This is a genomic window from Methylocucumis oryzae, from assembly GCF_000963695.1.
In the GTDB taxonomy this organism is placed as follows: Bacteria; Pseudomonadota; Gammaproteobacteria; order Methylococcales; family Methylomonadaceae; genus Methylovulum; species Methylovulum oryzae.
The window spans coordinates 1-15,137 of sequence record NZ_LAJX01000061.1 but is presented as its reverse complement, the minus strand read 5'-3'; the positions used below and the strand labels follow the sequence as shown (position 1 = coordinate 15,137).

The 15,137-nt window shown below is 44.9% G+C and carries 11 protein-coding genes; 8 read left to right on the top strand and 3 right to left on the bottom strand.

Going from position 1 to position 15,137, the window contains the following annotated elements:
* The first annotated feature begins 8 nt into the window (after positions 1-8).
* The 5 genes from VZ94_RS30370 to VZ94_RS22415 all read left to right on the top strand — a co-directional run bounded on the left by VZ94_RS30370 (position 9) and on the right by VZ94_RS22415 (position 10,237).
* Entirely contained in the window at positions 9-122 is a 114-nt protein-coding gene (locus VZ94_RS30370; RefSeq protein ID WP_275575160.1) for a Fic family protein, read from the top strand.
* 216 nt (positions 123-338) lie between these two features.
* A complete protein-coding gene (locus VZ94_RS28280) occupies positions 339-527 on the top strand; it encodes a hypothetical protein (protein ID WP_045778685.1) in 189 nt (62 codons plus the stop codon).
* 75 nt (positions 528-602) lie between these two features.
* Positions 603-4,415: a type I polyketide synthase gene (locus tag VZ94_RS22425; protein ID WP_052700293.1), complete on the top strand. Its 3,813-nt coding sequence runs from the start codon at positions 603-605 to the stop codon at positions 4,413-4,415.
* The gene (locus tag VZ94_RS22420; protein ID WP_052700292.1) at positions 4,366-4,977 is read left to right on the top strand and encodes a hypothetical protein; all 612 of its coding nucleotides are present in this window, start codon (positions 4,366-4,368) and stop codon (positions 4,975-4,977) included. Before VZ94_RS22425 ends, VZ94_RS22420 begins: the two co-directional genes overlap by 50 nt.
* Complete coding sequence (locus tag VZ94_RS22415; RefSeq protein WP_131655490.1) at positions 4,961-10,237, top strand: type I polyketide synthase; 5,277 nt, start codon at positions 4,961-4,963, stop codon at positions 10,235-10,237. Before VZ94_RS22420 ends, VZ94_RS22415 begins: the two co-directional genes overlap by 17 nt.
* 525 nt (positions 10,238-10,762) lie before the next feature.
* On the opposite strand, the gene VZ94_RS06985 is transcribed toward VZ94_RS22415, so the two are convergent.
* Together VZ94_RS06985 and VZ94_RS06980 are read right to left on the bottom strand one after the other, a co-directional pair.
* Positions 10,763-10,942 carry a hypothetical protein gene (locus VZ94_RS06985; protein WP_204369073.1) on the bottom strand — a complete coding sequence of 60 codons (180 nt, stop codon included), beginning with the start codon at positions 10,940-10,942 and terminating at the stop codon, positions 10,763-10,765.
* A gap of 39 nt (positions 10,943-10,981) precedes the next feature.
* A complete protein-coding gene (locus tag VZ94_RS06980; protein WP_204369072.1) occupies positions 10,982-11,200 on the bottom strand; it encodes a BrnT family toxin in 219 nt (72 codons plus the stop codon).
* 389 nt (positions 11,201-11,589) lie between these two features.
* Here VZ94_RS06980 and pabB point away from each other — a divergent pair, with 389 nt between their 5' ends.
* The 3 genes from pabB to VZ94_RS06965 are packed head-to-tail and all read left to right on the top strand — an operon-like array spanning position 11,590 to position 14,201.
* A complete protein-coding gene (gene pabB, locus VZ94_RS06975; protein ID WP_045778684.1) occupies positions 11,590-12,975 on the top strand; it encodes an aminodeoxychorismate synthase component I in 1,386 nt (461 codons plus the stop codon).
* 1 nt (position 12,976) lies between these two features.
* A complete protein-coding gene (locus tag VZ94_RS06970) occupies positions 12,977-13,534 on the top strand; it encodes an amino acid kinase family protein (RefSeq protein ID WP_045778683.1) in 558 nt (185 codons plus the stop codon).
* On the top strand, positions 13,527-14,201 hold the full coding sequence (locus tag VZ94_RS06965; protein ID WP_045778682.1) for a DUF2959 family protein: 675 nt from the start codon (positions 13,527-13,529) through the stop codon (positions 14,199-14,201). Before VZ94_RS06970 ends, VZ94_RS06965 begins: the two co-directional genes overlap by 8 nt.
* 23 nt (positions 14,202-14,224) lie before the next feature.
* Here the strand turns inward: VZ94_RS06965 and VZ94_RS06960 are convergent, their stop codons facing one another.
* Positions 14,225-14,932 (bottom strand): hypothetical protein, encoded by a 708-nt coding sequence (locus tag VZ94_RS06960; RefSeq protein WP_045778681.1) that lies wholly within the window; start codon positions 14,930-14,932, stop codon positions 14,225-14,227.
* Positions 14,933-15,137: the final 205 nt, after the last annotated feature.

Here is a 15,137-nt window from a genome sequence, read left to right as displayed (position 1 = left end):
GTGCCGGTATTGCCCATCTTTATTTTGTCAGTATTCATCCTTTTGAGGACGGCAATGGCCGAATCGGTCGGGCGCTGGCCGAAAAAGCCCTGGCTCAAATGTCTAGGGCAAACCGACGCTAATCGCGATTGCCTACACGATTGAGCGCAACAAAAAAGCCTACTATAGCGCGCTTGAACAAGCTAACCGGCACAATGAAATAACGCCTTGGCTGATTTATTTTGCAGACTTGGTATTAAATGCCCAAAATTTTACGGCCACTTGGATTGAGTTTTTAATTAGTAAAGCCAAACTCTATGACCGTTTACGCGGGCAGCTAAACCTACGCCAAGAAAAAAGTGTTGGCTAAGTTGTTTTGCGCAGGCCCGGACGGATTTATCGGTGGTTTGAGTGCAGAAAAATACATTGGTATTACCGGTGCGCCTAGAGCCACCGCCACTCGCGATTTACAGGATTTAGTTGGAAAAGGGGTGTTGCTAAGGCATGGGGAGCGTAAACATACGCGCTATGTGCTTAATCTCAACTAAAAAAATGGTAATCTAAGACAAGAACAGAAGTGCTTACTGTAAGTAACGAATCAGCAATATTGACAGGATTATTCTATGAGTTACGCCGAATTTAATGCGATTATTGAGCAACTGCGCAAAGGTGAAATAAATCGAGCGCAGGCTGAGGCTTTATTGACAGCACTAAAGCCGGTTGAAATCACTGAGCAAGAAAGTGAACAGCAACCGATGAGTGCGCAGCCTGTTAATACCGCGCAAATCGCCATTATCGGCTTATCAGGACAATTTCCAGGCGCTGAAAATACCGAACAATTTTGGCGTAATTTAGTGACTGGCGTTGATGCCATTGCTGAGTTGCCTAAGTGCTATCAAACGGAAGCGCCCAAGCCAGGCGCATTAACGCAAGGCGGTTATTTAGCGAAAAGAGCGTGTTTTGATGCTTGGTTTTTTAATATTCCTCCTAAGGAAGCCGAAGCCATGCATCCGCATCAACGCTTAGTGTTACAAGAAGGTTGGAAAGCGTTAGAAGATGCTGGTATTAATCCTAAGCGTTTAGCCAATACAGCGACCGGTGTATTTATCGGCGCAGAGCCGGTAGCTTATTTTCATGATTCGTTTACCGGCTCATCGGAAGCGATTATTGCCTCTCGCTTAGCCTATTTTTTAAATTTAAAAGGCCCGGCCTTAGTCATTAATACCGGTTGCTCGTCTTCGGGTGTTGCGATTCATAGTGCTTGTCAAAGCCTTGCGATAGGTGAATCGGATTTAGCATTGGCTGGTGGTGTATTTGCGATGCTCGATCAACACATGTTGAATAGTTTAACCCGCATAGGCATGGTTGCGGCTAATGCGCGTTGCCGCAGCTTTGATGCCAACGCAGACGGTACGGTATTCTCTGAAGGTGTAGGGATTGTTGTATTAAAACGCTTAGCAGATGCGCTAGCTGACCAAGACCCGATTTATGCGGTCATTACCGCTTCAGGTATTAACCAAGATGGCACTAGCAACGGCATTACCGCTCCCAATGGGCAAGCGCAAGCGGCATTAATTGAGCAGCTTTATCAACGCCATCATATCAATCCAGAAACGATTAGTTACATCGAAGCACATGGCACAGGCACGACACTAGGCGACCCGGTTGAAGCGAATGCCTTGGTGCGCGCATTTCGTCAGTTTACCGATAAACAAGCGTTTTGTGCGCTAGGCAGTGCCAAAGCGCATATTGGTCACACCTCAGCAAGCGCAGCGGTGATAGGTTTGATTAAATTGGTGTTGTCTATGCAACACCGAGTCTTACCTAAGCTGTTACATTTTGAGCAACTCAATCCATTGATAGAATTGGCGGGTTCGCCATTTTATCTAACTACAGAAACCCAAGCTTGGCAGCCGTCGGGTGATAATTCGTTGTTAGTGGCGGCATTAAGCTCATTCGGTCATAGCGGGACTAATGTGCATCTTGTCGTTAGCGAGTTTATTGCAGAATCGGTAGTGAATAAAGCGCTGACAGAATATCTGATACCTATTTCAGCCAAAACCCCAGAAAGCTTGCGTGCTTATGCGCAAAAACTAGCCGATTTTCTTCGCATAACCCAATCAATAGATTTAGCTGACTTAGCCTACACTCTACAGATAGGGCGCGAGGCTATGGTTGAACGCGCGGCTTTTGTCTGTACAAATTTAACGCACTTACAACAACAACTCATCGCGTTTAGCCAAGGTGAAATCTTAACCGGCATCTATTCTGCTGTTGTATCTGAGCATCCGGTGTTAACGGATTTGCCGGCACAAGCGGCATTAACTGAAATTGCGCAGGTTTGGGTAGAAGGTCGATTACGTGCTTGGCCTTGCTGGTATGGCGAAGTAAAACCTAAGCGTATTCATGCGCCGGTGTATCAATTTGCCGAAGAAGCTTATTGGGCAACGGCTAAGCCTGTTAGCACGATTGATTATTTACACCCATTGCTGCATAAAAATTGCTCAACTATTAATGGCTTATGTTATCAAAGCGATTTTACCGGTGAGGAATTTTATTTAGCCGGGCATTGCGTACACGGCGTTAAAGTTTTACCCGGCGTTGCGCATTTAGAATTAGCGATTGCAGCATTAATCAATGGCTTAGCTCAATCATCATCGTTTATCGCGCTTGAGTTACACAATGTTGCTTGGTTAAAACCGCTGGTGTTAAAAAATAATGGCTTACGGATTTTTACTCGCTTAACACCTGATACGGCTCAGCGCTTTCGTTTTACCGTGGAAGGTTTAACCGACACAGGCGAGACAGAGTGTTATAGCCAAGGGTTAGCGTCTTTGCTGACGACAGTTGAACTTAAAAGCTTAGCGTTAACGCAATTACGCGAACGCATGGCGGAATTTATGGTGCCGGTTGAGCGATGCTATAAACGCTTCAGGCAAGCTGGTATTGTTCATGGTGTTGATATGTCCGCGCTAAAAACGCTGTATTGCAATCGCGAAAACGTATTAGCACATATTGTGTTACCAGAGACATTGCAGGCGTCGTTTAGCCAGTATCATTGGCATCCAAGTTTACTAGACAGCGTACTACAAGCCACGATAGGTTTTAGCTTAGCGGCTGCTGATGACAGTGCAGAAACCGTATTGCCTTTTACGGTAGAGCACTGCCAATGGTTTAAGCCTTTGCAGGCTTCGCTGTGGTGTTGGTTATCGAAAACGCAAAGCTTAGCGGGCATTAAATTTGATATTGAGATTTGCTCGGAAGATGGCTCGGTTTGCGCCCGTTTAAACGGTTTTAATGCTAGGCCGTTACAGGTGTTGACACGCAATAACTCAGAGGCACCGTCCAGGCAGCAAGAATATCTTATCGCCCCAGTTTGGCAACCGTTACTCAATGCTGAGTTATTAAGACAAACGCTTCCCACACCCGATGTCGTCATTAATGCTACGCCAGAGCAGTTGGCTCAATTGCAGACCTGGTATCCATCGTTACAAGCGATTAACTTGCCTAAACAGGCTAGTTTTGAACAGGTTAGCGAGCTATTAAGCGGTAGGCCTATCCAGCATCTGTTATGGTTTCCTGTGAATAGCCCAGATGAGATGCCGCAAGCTAGTGTGTTACAACTGTTTCATTTAAGCAAAGCTTTGTTAAGTTTAGGGTTTGCTGCACAACCGTTAATCTGGACCTTGATAACGGAAAACTGTGCTAGCGTGCCGGGTTTTGCCATTCAGCCTAGCCATGCTTCAGTTCACGGTTTTATCGGCAGTTTAGCTAAAGAATTACCAAACTGGCGTTTGCGATTATTGGATGTTGATGATGCGGCGCAGTTAAACCAAGATTTATTCGCGTTGACTGAATTACCTGCGGGTGAAGTATTAGCGTATCGCGATAGCCAGTGGTGGCAATTAGTTTTAAGGCCGTGGTTAAGCTCAAGCTCGCAAATACTTGGCAAATCTTGGTATAAACAGCGCGGTGTGTATGTGGTTTTAGGCGGCGCTGGGGGTATAGGCATGGCATGGAGCCGCTATGTCATTGAAACCTATCAAGCGCGTGTGGTCTGGTTAGGACGTAAACCGTTAACGGCTGAGATTAATACCAAGCTTGCTGAATTTGCGCATTATGACATTCCGCCTTGGTATATTGCTGCCGATGCGACGGATAAAACTTCGTTAATCAATGCTTATCAGTTAATCAAAAGCCGTTATCCTGACATCCATGGCGTGGTGCATTCGGCGATAGTGTTACAAGACCAAAGCATTGCTAGCATGACTGAGCCACAGTTTATCGCTGGGTTAAGCGCCAAAGTCGATACTAGCGTGAATCTGGCTGAAGTATTCGGTGACGGAAACTTGGATTTTATGCTGTTTTTTTCATCAATTATCGCGTTTGGCAAAGCCGCAGGCCAAAGCAATTACGCCGCAGGCTCGACGTTTTAAAGATGCATTCGCGTTAAGCTTAGCTCAGCAAAAACCTTATCCGGTCAAAATCATGAACTGGGGCTACTGGGGTACGGTAGGTGTTGTGGCGTCAGAGGAATATCGGCGGCGTATGCAACGGGTAGGCTTAGGTTCGATTACGCCTGAACAAGGCATGGCAGGCTTAAATCAGTTACTCGCTGCACCGCTGCCACAGTTAGCTATGCTAGTGACAGAAAATACCGGTGTGTTACCGAATTTTGACCTCACTTGGAGTTTAACTGCAAGCCATGAACTTGGCGTCGTTGATTTAAACGCGTTAGCACAACGGCTACAAGCGCACTCGTTTGCTATTACCTCAGACGTCTTAAATGCCGCTGAGCCGATTCCTGCTAGTGAAGCGTTATTAGCCCGATTATTATTGGCTCAGTTGGTTCGTTTTGGTTTAAAGCCAGGTCAGGTATTTAATTTAAACGAGTTAAAACAAGAGCTTAATTGGTTGGCGTTATACGATAAATGGTTTGCTGAAAGTTTCGCGCTGTTAGCGCGAGTAGGGCTGATTGAGAGTGTTGGGGCGTTTTAATTATCTCGTACCTGAGGATTATTGCGATAACCCTTGGCATGACTGGCAAGCCAATCGCTCTACTTGGCTTGCCAATCCGCTATTAAAGCCGATGTTAGACCTAGTCCAGCCTATGCTGGAAGCGTTACCGGCCATTTTAGCCGGTCAGCAAGCCGCGACGTCTGTGATGTTCCCCGGCGGCTCTATGGCATTGGTAGAAACGATTTACCAAGCGAATCCTATCGCGGATTATTTTAATCACGTTGTCGCTGTAGCGGTGCGTGAGTTTATGACGCAGTATTTAGCTCAACAACACACTACCATTAAGCCCGTTAGAATACTTGAAGTCGGTGCCGGTACTGGTGGTACTACCGCAAAAGTATTGCCGGTATTATCCGAATTTCAGCCTTTTATTGCTGAATATTGTTACACCGATGTTTCCGAAGCGTTTTTAAACCACGGTATTAACCATTACAGCAGCGGACGACCTTGGTTTAACACAGCGTTATTTGATGTTGAAGCAATGCCCGATAGCCAAGGCTTAACCCGTCAATATGGTTTAATTATTGCCACCAATGTGCTACATGCCACGCGTCAAATCCGCACGACATTAGCGCATGTTAAAGCGTTATTAACCGGACAAGGTGTGTTAATACTGAATGAAATGAGTGTTAACCCGGTTTCCGGTCATTTAAGCTTTGGTTTGCTAAAAGGTTGGTGGTTAGCCGAAGATGCTGAGCTGCGGCTACCCGGAAGCCCTGCATTAAGCACAGCCTCTTGGCTTAAACGCTTAGCTGAAGTGGGTTTCTACCGTTGTTTAACGCCAGTCGAGCACGCTCATGCCTTGGGCAATCAAATCATTATTGCACAAAGCGATGGCGTGGTAAGGCGTTCAACTACAAAAACAACTGTTGCTAAGCCAGTCGTCTTAGAGCCGCCTATGCAAAACAGTCGGATAACCTCAGATTCAAGTTTGTTCGACGCGACAGTCTTGTTTTTGAGAAATCTGCTTAGCGATACATTAAAAATTCCCGTTGCCAGACTAGACCCCGCCAAAGAGTTGGAAGCTTACGGCATTGATTCGATTTTGGTCATACAACTGAGTACGGCTTTGGGCAAACAGTTAACCGGTATTAGCACTACGCTATTTTTTGAATACCGTAGCCTAAATGCATTAGCGGAGCATTTAATTAAACAGCGTACCGCCGATATGCGCGTGTTACTCCGGTTAGAACCTGAGGTTGACGTTAAAACTCCGTTAAAAACTAATACCGCTAAGCCAGCTCAACCCTCTAATACAAGACTAGCTTCAACCCACACCGTAAGCAATCAAACACCGCCTGATATTGCTGTGATTGGCTTAGCTGGACGTTATCCCGAAGCTGAAACCCTGGAACAGTTTTGGCAAAATCTAGCACAAGGCAAGCATTGTATACGTGAGATTCCCGCACAGCGCTGGGATTGGCGTAAATTTTATGCGGCAGAAAAAGGCCGTGAGGGTTTTATTTATTCTAAATGGGGCGGTTTTATCGAGGCTATAGAAAACTTCGATGCAGAGTTTTTTAATATTTCGCCGCGTGAAGCCGAGTTAATGGACCCGCAAGAACGACTCTTTTTACAAGCGTGTTACCACTGTTTAGAAGATGCGGGTTATACGCCGAACACGATTAGCACAACCTCTGCGCGTAAAATCGGCGTGTTCGTAGGCGTCATGAACAGTGGTTATGATGTATTAGCCGCCCATGCATCAATTGCTAATCGGGTTTCGTATAGCTTGGATTTTTATGGTCCTAGCTTAGCGATAGATACGGCGTGCTCATCCTCACTGACAGCATTACAACTGGCCTTAGATAGTTTATACAGTGGTAGCAGCGAGTGTGCCTTAGCGGGTGGGGTTAATTTAATCGTCAACCCTGTGCAATATCAGCGTTTATCAGCATTAACGGTATTATCGTCAGGCGATTGTTGCAAATCGTTTGGTGCCGGTGCCGATGGCATTGTCGATGGCGAAGGTGTCGGTGTTGTGTTACTAAAACCACTAGCCCAAGCACTACGTGATAACGATAGGATTTATGGTGTCATCAAAGCCGCCAGGGTCAATGCGGGGGGTAAAACGAATGGTTATACCGTGCCAAATCCCCGCGCCCAAGCCGCATTAATTGCCGATACTTTACGCCTAGCCAACATAGATGCCAGAACGTTGTCGTATATCGAAGCGCATGGTACGGGTACGGCATTAGGTGACCCGATTGAAATCGCAGGCTTAAGCCAAGCTTTTGCTGACTATACTGATGACACGCAATTTTGTGCCATAGGCTCGGCAAAATCCAATATAGGTCATTGTGAGAGCGCAGCGGGCATTGCCGGTTTAACGAAAGTGTTATTACAAATGCAACATGGTTTTATAGCGCCTTCATTACATGCTGATGAACTCAATCCAGCGATACGCTTTGAACAAACGCCGTTTAAAGTTAACAGGGTATTAACGCCGTGGGAGAGGCCGGTAATCAATGGCAAAACCTATCCACGTCTGGCCGGTATTTCATCGTTTGGTGCGGGTGGGGCCAATGCGCATGTGATTGTTGAGGAATATATTGATGAAAGGCTAGAGGATTATGCGGTTGCTAACCCTAGTGAGCATATCATCGTGTTATCAGCCAAAACCGCTGACCGTTTATGTGCGCAAGCCCAGCAGTTACTAGCGTTTATGCAAGACCACGCTGTTGATTTAACCCAACTGGCTTATACGTTACAAGTGGGTAGGGTCGCCATGACACACCGTTTGGCGGTTAGCGTGCATTCGTTAACTGAGCTAAACGCAGTATTAACCGATTTTATCGCCCATTTTAAAGAACAAAAGCCGTTACCCGTCGGTTGTTATTTAGGTGAAATAAGCCTAGACCACGACATTGTTAACGCATTTGAACACGATGCGGATTTACAAGCGACGCTAAGTAAATGGTTTATCGAACGGCGTTATGCAAAATTATTAGCATTATGGGTGAAAGGCTTAAACATTGATTGGCGGCAGTTTTATCAACACCACAAACCCAAACCCATACGCTTACCGGGCTATCCTTTTGCTGACGAGCGGCATTGGCGTACGCCTAAAGCCTTGGTAGAAAACTCAGGCCCCGCATGGCTACACCCTTTAGTGCAACACAATATTTCTACGTTTGAACGGCAAGCGTTTAAGTCGGTTTTTAACGGCGATGAGTTTTTTCTTAACCATCATCGCGTCAATGGTCAAGCCTATCTGCCTGGCGTCGCGTATTTAGAAATGGCGCGGGCGGCGTTGCTAGCATCGCTGCCTGCATCTCCGTCACTGACGGTAACGTTAACCGATATTACCTGGCTACAACCCATCATCGTTGCCGCTGCTAAAACTGTTGTTATTGAATTATCTGTACAAACGCCTGATAGCATTTTGTTCGAGATAAAATTAATCGAGCAAGAGCAAGCGGTGTTATGTTGCCAAGGCCTAGCTAAAACCGTTGCGCTAAGCCACGACCAAATACCGATGGCTGTGCTTCACAGCATAGGTGATGCCGAATATAGCGCTGAGCAATGTTATCAAGCTTATGCACGTATCGGTATTGAATACGGGCCAGCGCAACAAGGGTTAGTGTCGGTAAAACGTTTAGGTGAGGATTGCTTAGCAGAATTACGCTTACCTAATGAGGTGAGTGAAACCTTAAATGATTATGGATTACACCCAAGCTTAGCCGATTCAGCGCTACAAGCGACGATAGCTTATGTGTTAGCTGATGAAAATAAGTTAGAAACTCCGGCGATTCCGTTTGCATTAACCCGTTTAGACTTGTTAGCCCCGTGTAAGGCTAAAATGTGGGCATGGATACAGCCGAATAAAGCCGCTCAAAAATCTGGCCTAGTTAAGACCGATATAACGTTATGTGACGAACAAGGTCAAGTCTGCGCGCGTTTGACGGGATTAACTGCTAGAACCTTAAACCCAACGACTCAAGCAAAAAAAGCCGAGGCTGTTTTACGCTGGTCTATACCGGTTTGGGATAGCATTGATTTTGGTGAGCGTAAATTCATTCATCAAAGCCAACGCACCGTTGTGTTAAATGCAACTTCAGCGCAACAACAGCAGTTACAAGTGCTATTACCCCAAGCGCACTATACGAATGACCGTGATTATCAGGTTCAATCAGGGCAACAGAGCATCATTTATTTTGCCCAAAATAATGACAATGACTTAATTACGGCGCAAGAAACCGGCGTTATCACGTTGTTTAAACTGATAAAACAGTTATTAGCACACGGCTATGCCGTAATCGAATTAGCGCTAACCGTTATTACCGTTAATGCCCAAGCCGTGCGTGTTAACGATGGTGTTCAACCGGCTCATGCCGCCATGCACGGTTTGCTAGGCTCGTTAGCCAAGGAATATCCGCATTGGCAGGTTCGCGTATTGGATATGGCGCACAGTGTGTGGCCTTGGCAGCAAATGCTGAGTTTACCAGCCCATACTCGCGGCGATGTTTGGGCTTATCGTGGTGGTGAATGGTATCAACAGGTGCTATTGCCTGCGATACCGCCTTCGTCATCCGGTTCAATTTTCCGTTCACAAGCGGTGTATGTGGTCATCGGCGGTGCGGGTGGTTTAGGTAATGTGCTAACAGAGTATTTAATTAAACAGTATCAAGCACGTGTTATCTGGTTAGGTCGCCGTCCGGTTGATAATGACATACAACAAAAGATTGAGCAGTTAGCCCAATTTGGCACAGCCCCTAGTTACTTACAAGCCGATGCTAGTGAGTTATCAGCGCTACAAGATGCCTATCAACATATCATCGCGCAACACGGTCAAATCAATGGCGTTATTCATTCGGCTATTGTGTTAAAAGACCAAAGCGTAGCCAATATGAGTGAAAGCGATTTCCGTGCCGCGTTATCGGCTAAAGTGAATACGGCTGTCAACATGGCGCGCGTCTTCGGGGAATTAGCATTGGATTTTATGGTGTTTTTCTCGTCAGCGATTGCTTTTGAGAAAGTCCCTGGCCAAAGCAATTACGCAGCCGGTACGGTCTTTACCGATAGTTTTGCGCAAGCACTAGCTAAACAAGTGCCTTATCCAATAAAAGTCATTAACTGGGGTTATTGGGGCAGCGTCGGTATTGTTAGCAGTCACGACTATCAGCAAAAAATGACCGAGTTAGGTTTAGCTTCGATAGAGCCAGAGGAGGGCATGGCGGTATTAGAAATGGTGCTGGCCAGCGAAGTGGGGCAGGTGAGTGTGGTTAAAATGCTATGAATTACTGCAAAATAGTTGTAATTGAATTAGTTTGGACGATAATTTAAATACGAAAGAGGCTACCCACTTAAGCCAGGACAGGTCATTCGGCAACTGCTCCTGCGTTGCCCTACTACACGCCATCCCTGGCGTTATCAGAGTGAAGGACGCCGTAAATACGTCCCTGTAGGCTTGGCGGCAGTATCTCTGCTGCCGACACCTTCACTCTAAACAACCTGTCCCGGCTTGGTATTGTCCCGTTTTAAGTTGGTAGCCTACGAAAGAAATTTTAAATAACTATTACCTAACAACTAAAAACTCAATATATGACTGACAAAAAAACGATCCTGGGGTCAGGCCTTACATTTGACCTGACATCTTCGTTTGTTTGGCCATTTTGATGCAAATTGTAAGGCCTGACCCCATTCGTGCCCCGCACTTCATCCACGGTTTTATGCAACCGACTTCAGTTCCTCGTGCAAGACTTGTCTCAATAATTCTACGGTCAACGGGGTGGATTGCTCGGACAAACTCGCGCGTAACGCCTCATTGATAAGCGTTTGGTAGCCTTTGCCGGTTTGCGTAGCGCGTGCGCGAAACTCTGTCAAAAATGTCGGTATCGAGAAAAATCGTGATGCGGGTTTTTCCGCTTTCCCCTTGTAGCTTGGCTAGATGCGGCACTTCGTAGGCGCGTTGGGCATTACTGAAATCATATTCGTCACGCATAGTAATTAACCTCTCTGTTGGTGGGTTTACGGGCTGAAATTAAGCGGATTGATTCGCCGCGCAGGGTATATATACCACAACTAGCAGTCGCGCTTGATTACTCATGCCTAGCAACTGCCAGCGACTTTCGCCTTTGGCGTTGGTATCTTCGTAAACCAACGCCAGTGGGTCGAGCAAGCAACTTTCCGCCTCATCAAAACTGACGCCGTGCTTTTTTAAGTTGGCGGATGCCTTACGGGAATCAAATTCTATTTTCATGCGTTTATGCTATACATATTTTGTATGTATTGCAAAGACATTGATCGCATAGGGCGGGGCAAACTCATTAAAGTCCGTCAGATTCGTGTCATAAGTGCAACACCTGAAAAAAATCCCTTTCTTGCGGAACAGTGATTGTGTTTGCCGCTGAAGTTCAAAAACAGGTTAGCGCTACAAACGCAACCATATAACAAATGAGTCGCCTGGATAAGGCTACAAAACATCCTGTTTTATCACGAGCTTTTCGTTGCCATCATCACTAAGCAATTAATGTTACAATACGTTTCACGACTTATCGTAGGGTACGCAATGCGTACCTTGTTATTGAAAACCTAACCGCTCAAAGTATACATCTTTGCTGTTATCATCTTTCTTAACTCACCGTTTTAATGCCGGAACCCACATTTTTTTTAACTGAATTGCCTTACTGCGCTGATAGCTCAACATTATTTGCTGTACTTGCCGATGATGAGTGGTCGGTATTTCTTGATAGTGGTTATCCTGACTGTCAACAAGGCCGCTACGATATTATGGCCGCTGAACCTGTTGCGACGTTGGTTACGCGCGGCAATAACACCGAAATTAAACGTGGCGAGCTTTGTTTATGCTCTGAAGATGACCCGTTTACGCTAGTTAAACAAGAGCTTGCCTTATGGTCGCCTAGTCAATCTGTTAAGCAACCGGATTTACCTTTCACGGGTGGTGCTATTGGCTATTTTGCTTATGATTTAGCGCGGCGATTAGAAAAATTACCCGTCATTGCGTTAGATGCTGAGCACATTCCTGATATGGCAGTGGGAATTTATCAATGGGCGATTATTGTCGATCACCAACTACAGAAAGCGTTTTGGTTAGATTATGGTTTAACCAGCGAGCGGCGTGCGCAATTACTGCCACGTTTTAGTCAAACGCTTACGCCTTGTGCCACTAAGCCGTTCACCGTATTGTCAAAGGTGCGCTGTAATTTCGATAAAACCAGTTATGCCCAAGCGTTTCATTGTATTAAACATTATTTAACCGAAGGCGATTGCTATCAGGTTAACTTAACGCAACGCTTTGAAGCGGATTGCGCTGGCCATCCTTGGTCAGCTTACGCTTTATTACGCAAATTAAATCCCGCCCCGTTTAGCGCTTATTTAAACTTAGCCGATGTGCAAGTATTAAGCTCATCGCCAGAGCGTTTTTTATTAGTCACTGATAACACCGTCGAAACCAAACCGATTAAAGGTACAAAACCTAGAAAAGCCGACCCTGTTCAAGATGATGAACAAGCTACGCTGCTACAAAACAGCCCAAAAGACCGTGCTGAAAATCTAATGATTGTCGATTTATTACGCAACGATTTAGGTAAAACTTGCGCATTAGGTTCTATCAAAGTCCCTCATTTGTTTGCTATTGAATCGTATGCGACGGTACATCATTTAGTCAGTACCGTAACAGGTGAGTTAGCAGAAAATACTCACGCCGTCGATGTGCTAAAAAGCTGTTTTCCCGGTGGCTCTATTACTGGCGCACCTAAACTTAGATCGATGGAAGTGATAGAAGAGTTAGAAACGCATAGGCGAGGGGTGTATTGTGGCGCTATCGGTTATATAGGTTTTAATGGCGTAATGGATACTAATATAGCGATACGCACTTTAGTTCATTCTAGCGCTAGCATCAGGTTTTGGGTTGGCGGCGGTATTGTTCATGATTCAATCTTAGATGATGAATATCAAGAGTGTTTTGATAAGGCATCAGCGTTATTAAATTTACTTAACCAGCTTACGCCGTAACGTGAAAGTGATTAAATTAGGTGGCAGCTTAGTTAGCACTGGGCGCTTATTAAAGTGTTTAAACCATATAGAGCATAACTATGCTGAACCGGTTGTTATCGTGCCGGGCGGCGGTCAATTCGCCGATGTGGTAAGGCAGTTACAACAAGACTGGGGCTTCGATGATGTGACGGCTCATGCAATGGCTATTCTTGCCATGCAACAAATCGCGTTAATGATTCAAGGTTTAAAACCTAAATTTGCTTTAGCGCATTCGGTAAACGATATTCAGCTTGTATTGCAACCTTCTAAGGTTGTGATTTGGTCTCCGGTATTGGCAGAACTAAATGCCGCGAAGATTAACGCCAGTTGGGCTATCACATCAGACAGTTTAGCCGCTTGGTTAGCCCAGCAATTACACGCGGACGAGCTGATTTTAGTAAAGTCTGCGCTAATTAATTCTAACGACTCTTTAGAGCAATTGACCGAACGAGGTATTGTTGACCCGTGTTTCTCCACCTTTTGTCAAGATGCGCATTTTTTGATTAAACTTATTAACGCGGAGTTATTTTATGGCTAATTCGTATGCGTTCACTTGGTTAAAACGTTTATTAGGTAAGCGCTTAAAAATGGTCTATTACCAAGCCAAGGAATCTATAGGCGAGCACAAACGTGCCATCGTGGTTAATCAAGTAGAACTGGCTTGCCAAGGTTTTCAAGAAACACGTGATGAGTTTCAGCACGTATTAACAGGATTTAATTCACTAGCGTTAGTCAGCGATAAAAGCTTAGAGCATAAATATCACTTATTAAACCGCCAGTTTCAATATTGCCGAGCTAAATCCGAAGCCGTGTCTAACCGCATAAAAGCGATAGAAGAGGTGAGTGAGGCGTTATTCAACGAATGGGAAAAAGAACTGGCCGAATATACTAATCGCTCGTTACGCAATGCCAGTAAACAGCAATTAAAAATAGCCAAGCAACACTATACCCGTTTGATTAAAGCCATGCACAAAGCCGAAGCGAAAATCGCGCCGGTATTAGCAGCATTTAAAGATCAAGTCTTGTTTTTAAAACATAATTTAAACGCCAAAACCATTGCCGGTTTACAAAATGATTTTATCGCGATAGGTATCGACATTTCCCAATTAATCCTCGCAATGGAGCAAATCATTGCCGAAGCCAATGAGTTTGTATCAGTCTTAGCCGAGCAGGAGTTAACTCCCAAATCATTGCCTGGGCGTTAACTCTTGCTCGAAAAAAGTTAAATTTATTGGCTGACTGTGCTAGTAATTTGAATACTGACTTCATCACCCGCTTTAAATTTTAATCCTGCTTTTTCACAGTCCCAATTAGTAACCGGCTTGCTACCAGTGCCTTTCAGTGTTTTTGTTATCGTTTGCGACGTCGTGGTGTTGGTACAGACCAGTTCTGCTGTGTTTCCTAATCTAGGTGCGATGTTGCCTCTTAACGTTTCAATCCCATGCAGTTGTATTGCGTCAATTTCTTCCCAACCACCACGCAGCGCGGTATTGATATGAACTTTTACAGCCTTTACCAAGTAGGAAGTGGGTGACCAAGTTACCTTAAAATTGTTAATTTGGTCGGGTTTACTATTATCGATTCCTGACCAAACAGTATGAACGACGTTTTTAGTATCTATCACATCAATGCTCGTAACAAACCCATAGCCGTAGGTTTCTCTAATCGTTACACCTGTCGCATAAACAGAGCTTTTAAAACCGACTGTTACAAATTCTTTGCCTGTATCCTGATAAGCAGGTGTCCAAGCTGCAGTAGAGTCACCATACACTTTAGTATTCGGCGCTTTTAAGACTTGTTGTGCCGACCAACTAGTCGAAGAATATTCACTACTATAATCCAGTAGTGTTGATGCCCATTGATCAAGCGCATAACTAGAAACAGGACATAGAAAAATAAAGCCGTTGACAACAGAATTAAATAATAACTTGTTCATTTTAATTACCTTTTTCGTTTGATTTTGGCAGAGTAGTAAACTGTGTGGGCGGGGGCGTATTAAACCACACTCCTTGTTGAGAAAATGCGTAAAAATTACTTAAAAAACGTGTTTAACACATTTTTTTAGTTGTATCGTGGTTTTTTTGTGCGCTTAGCTAGGCAAAAAAAAAAAAAATTTCTTTTACTTCGACAACGACACTCAT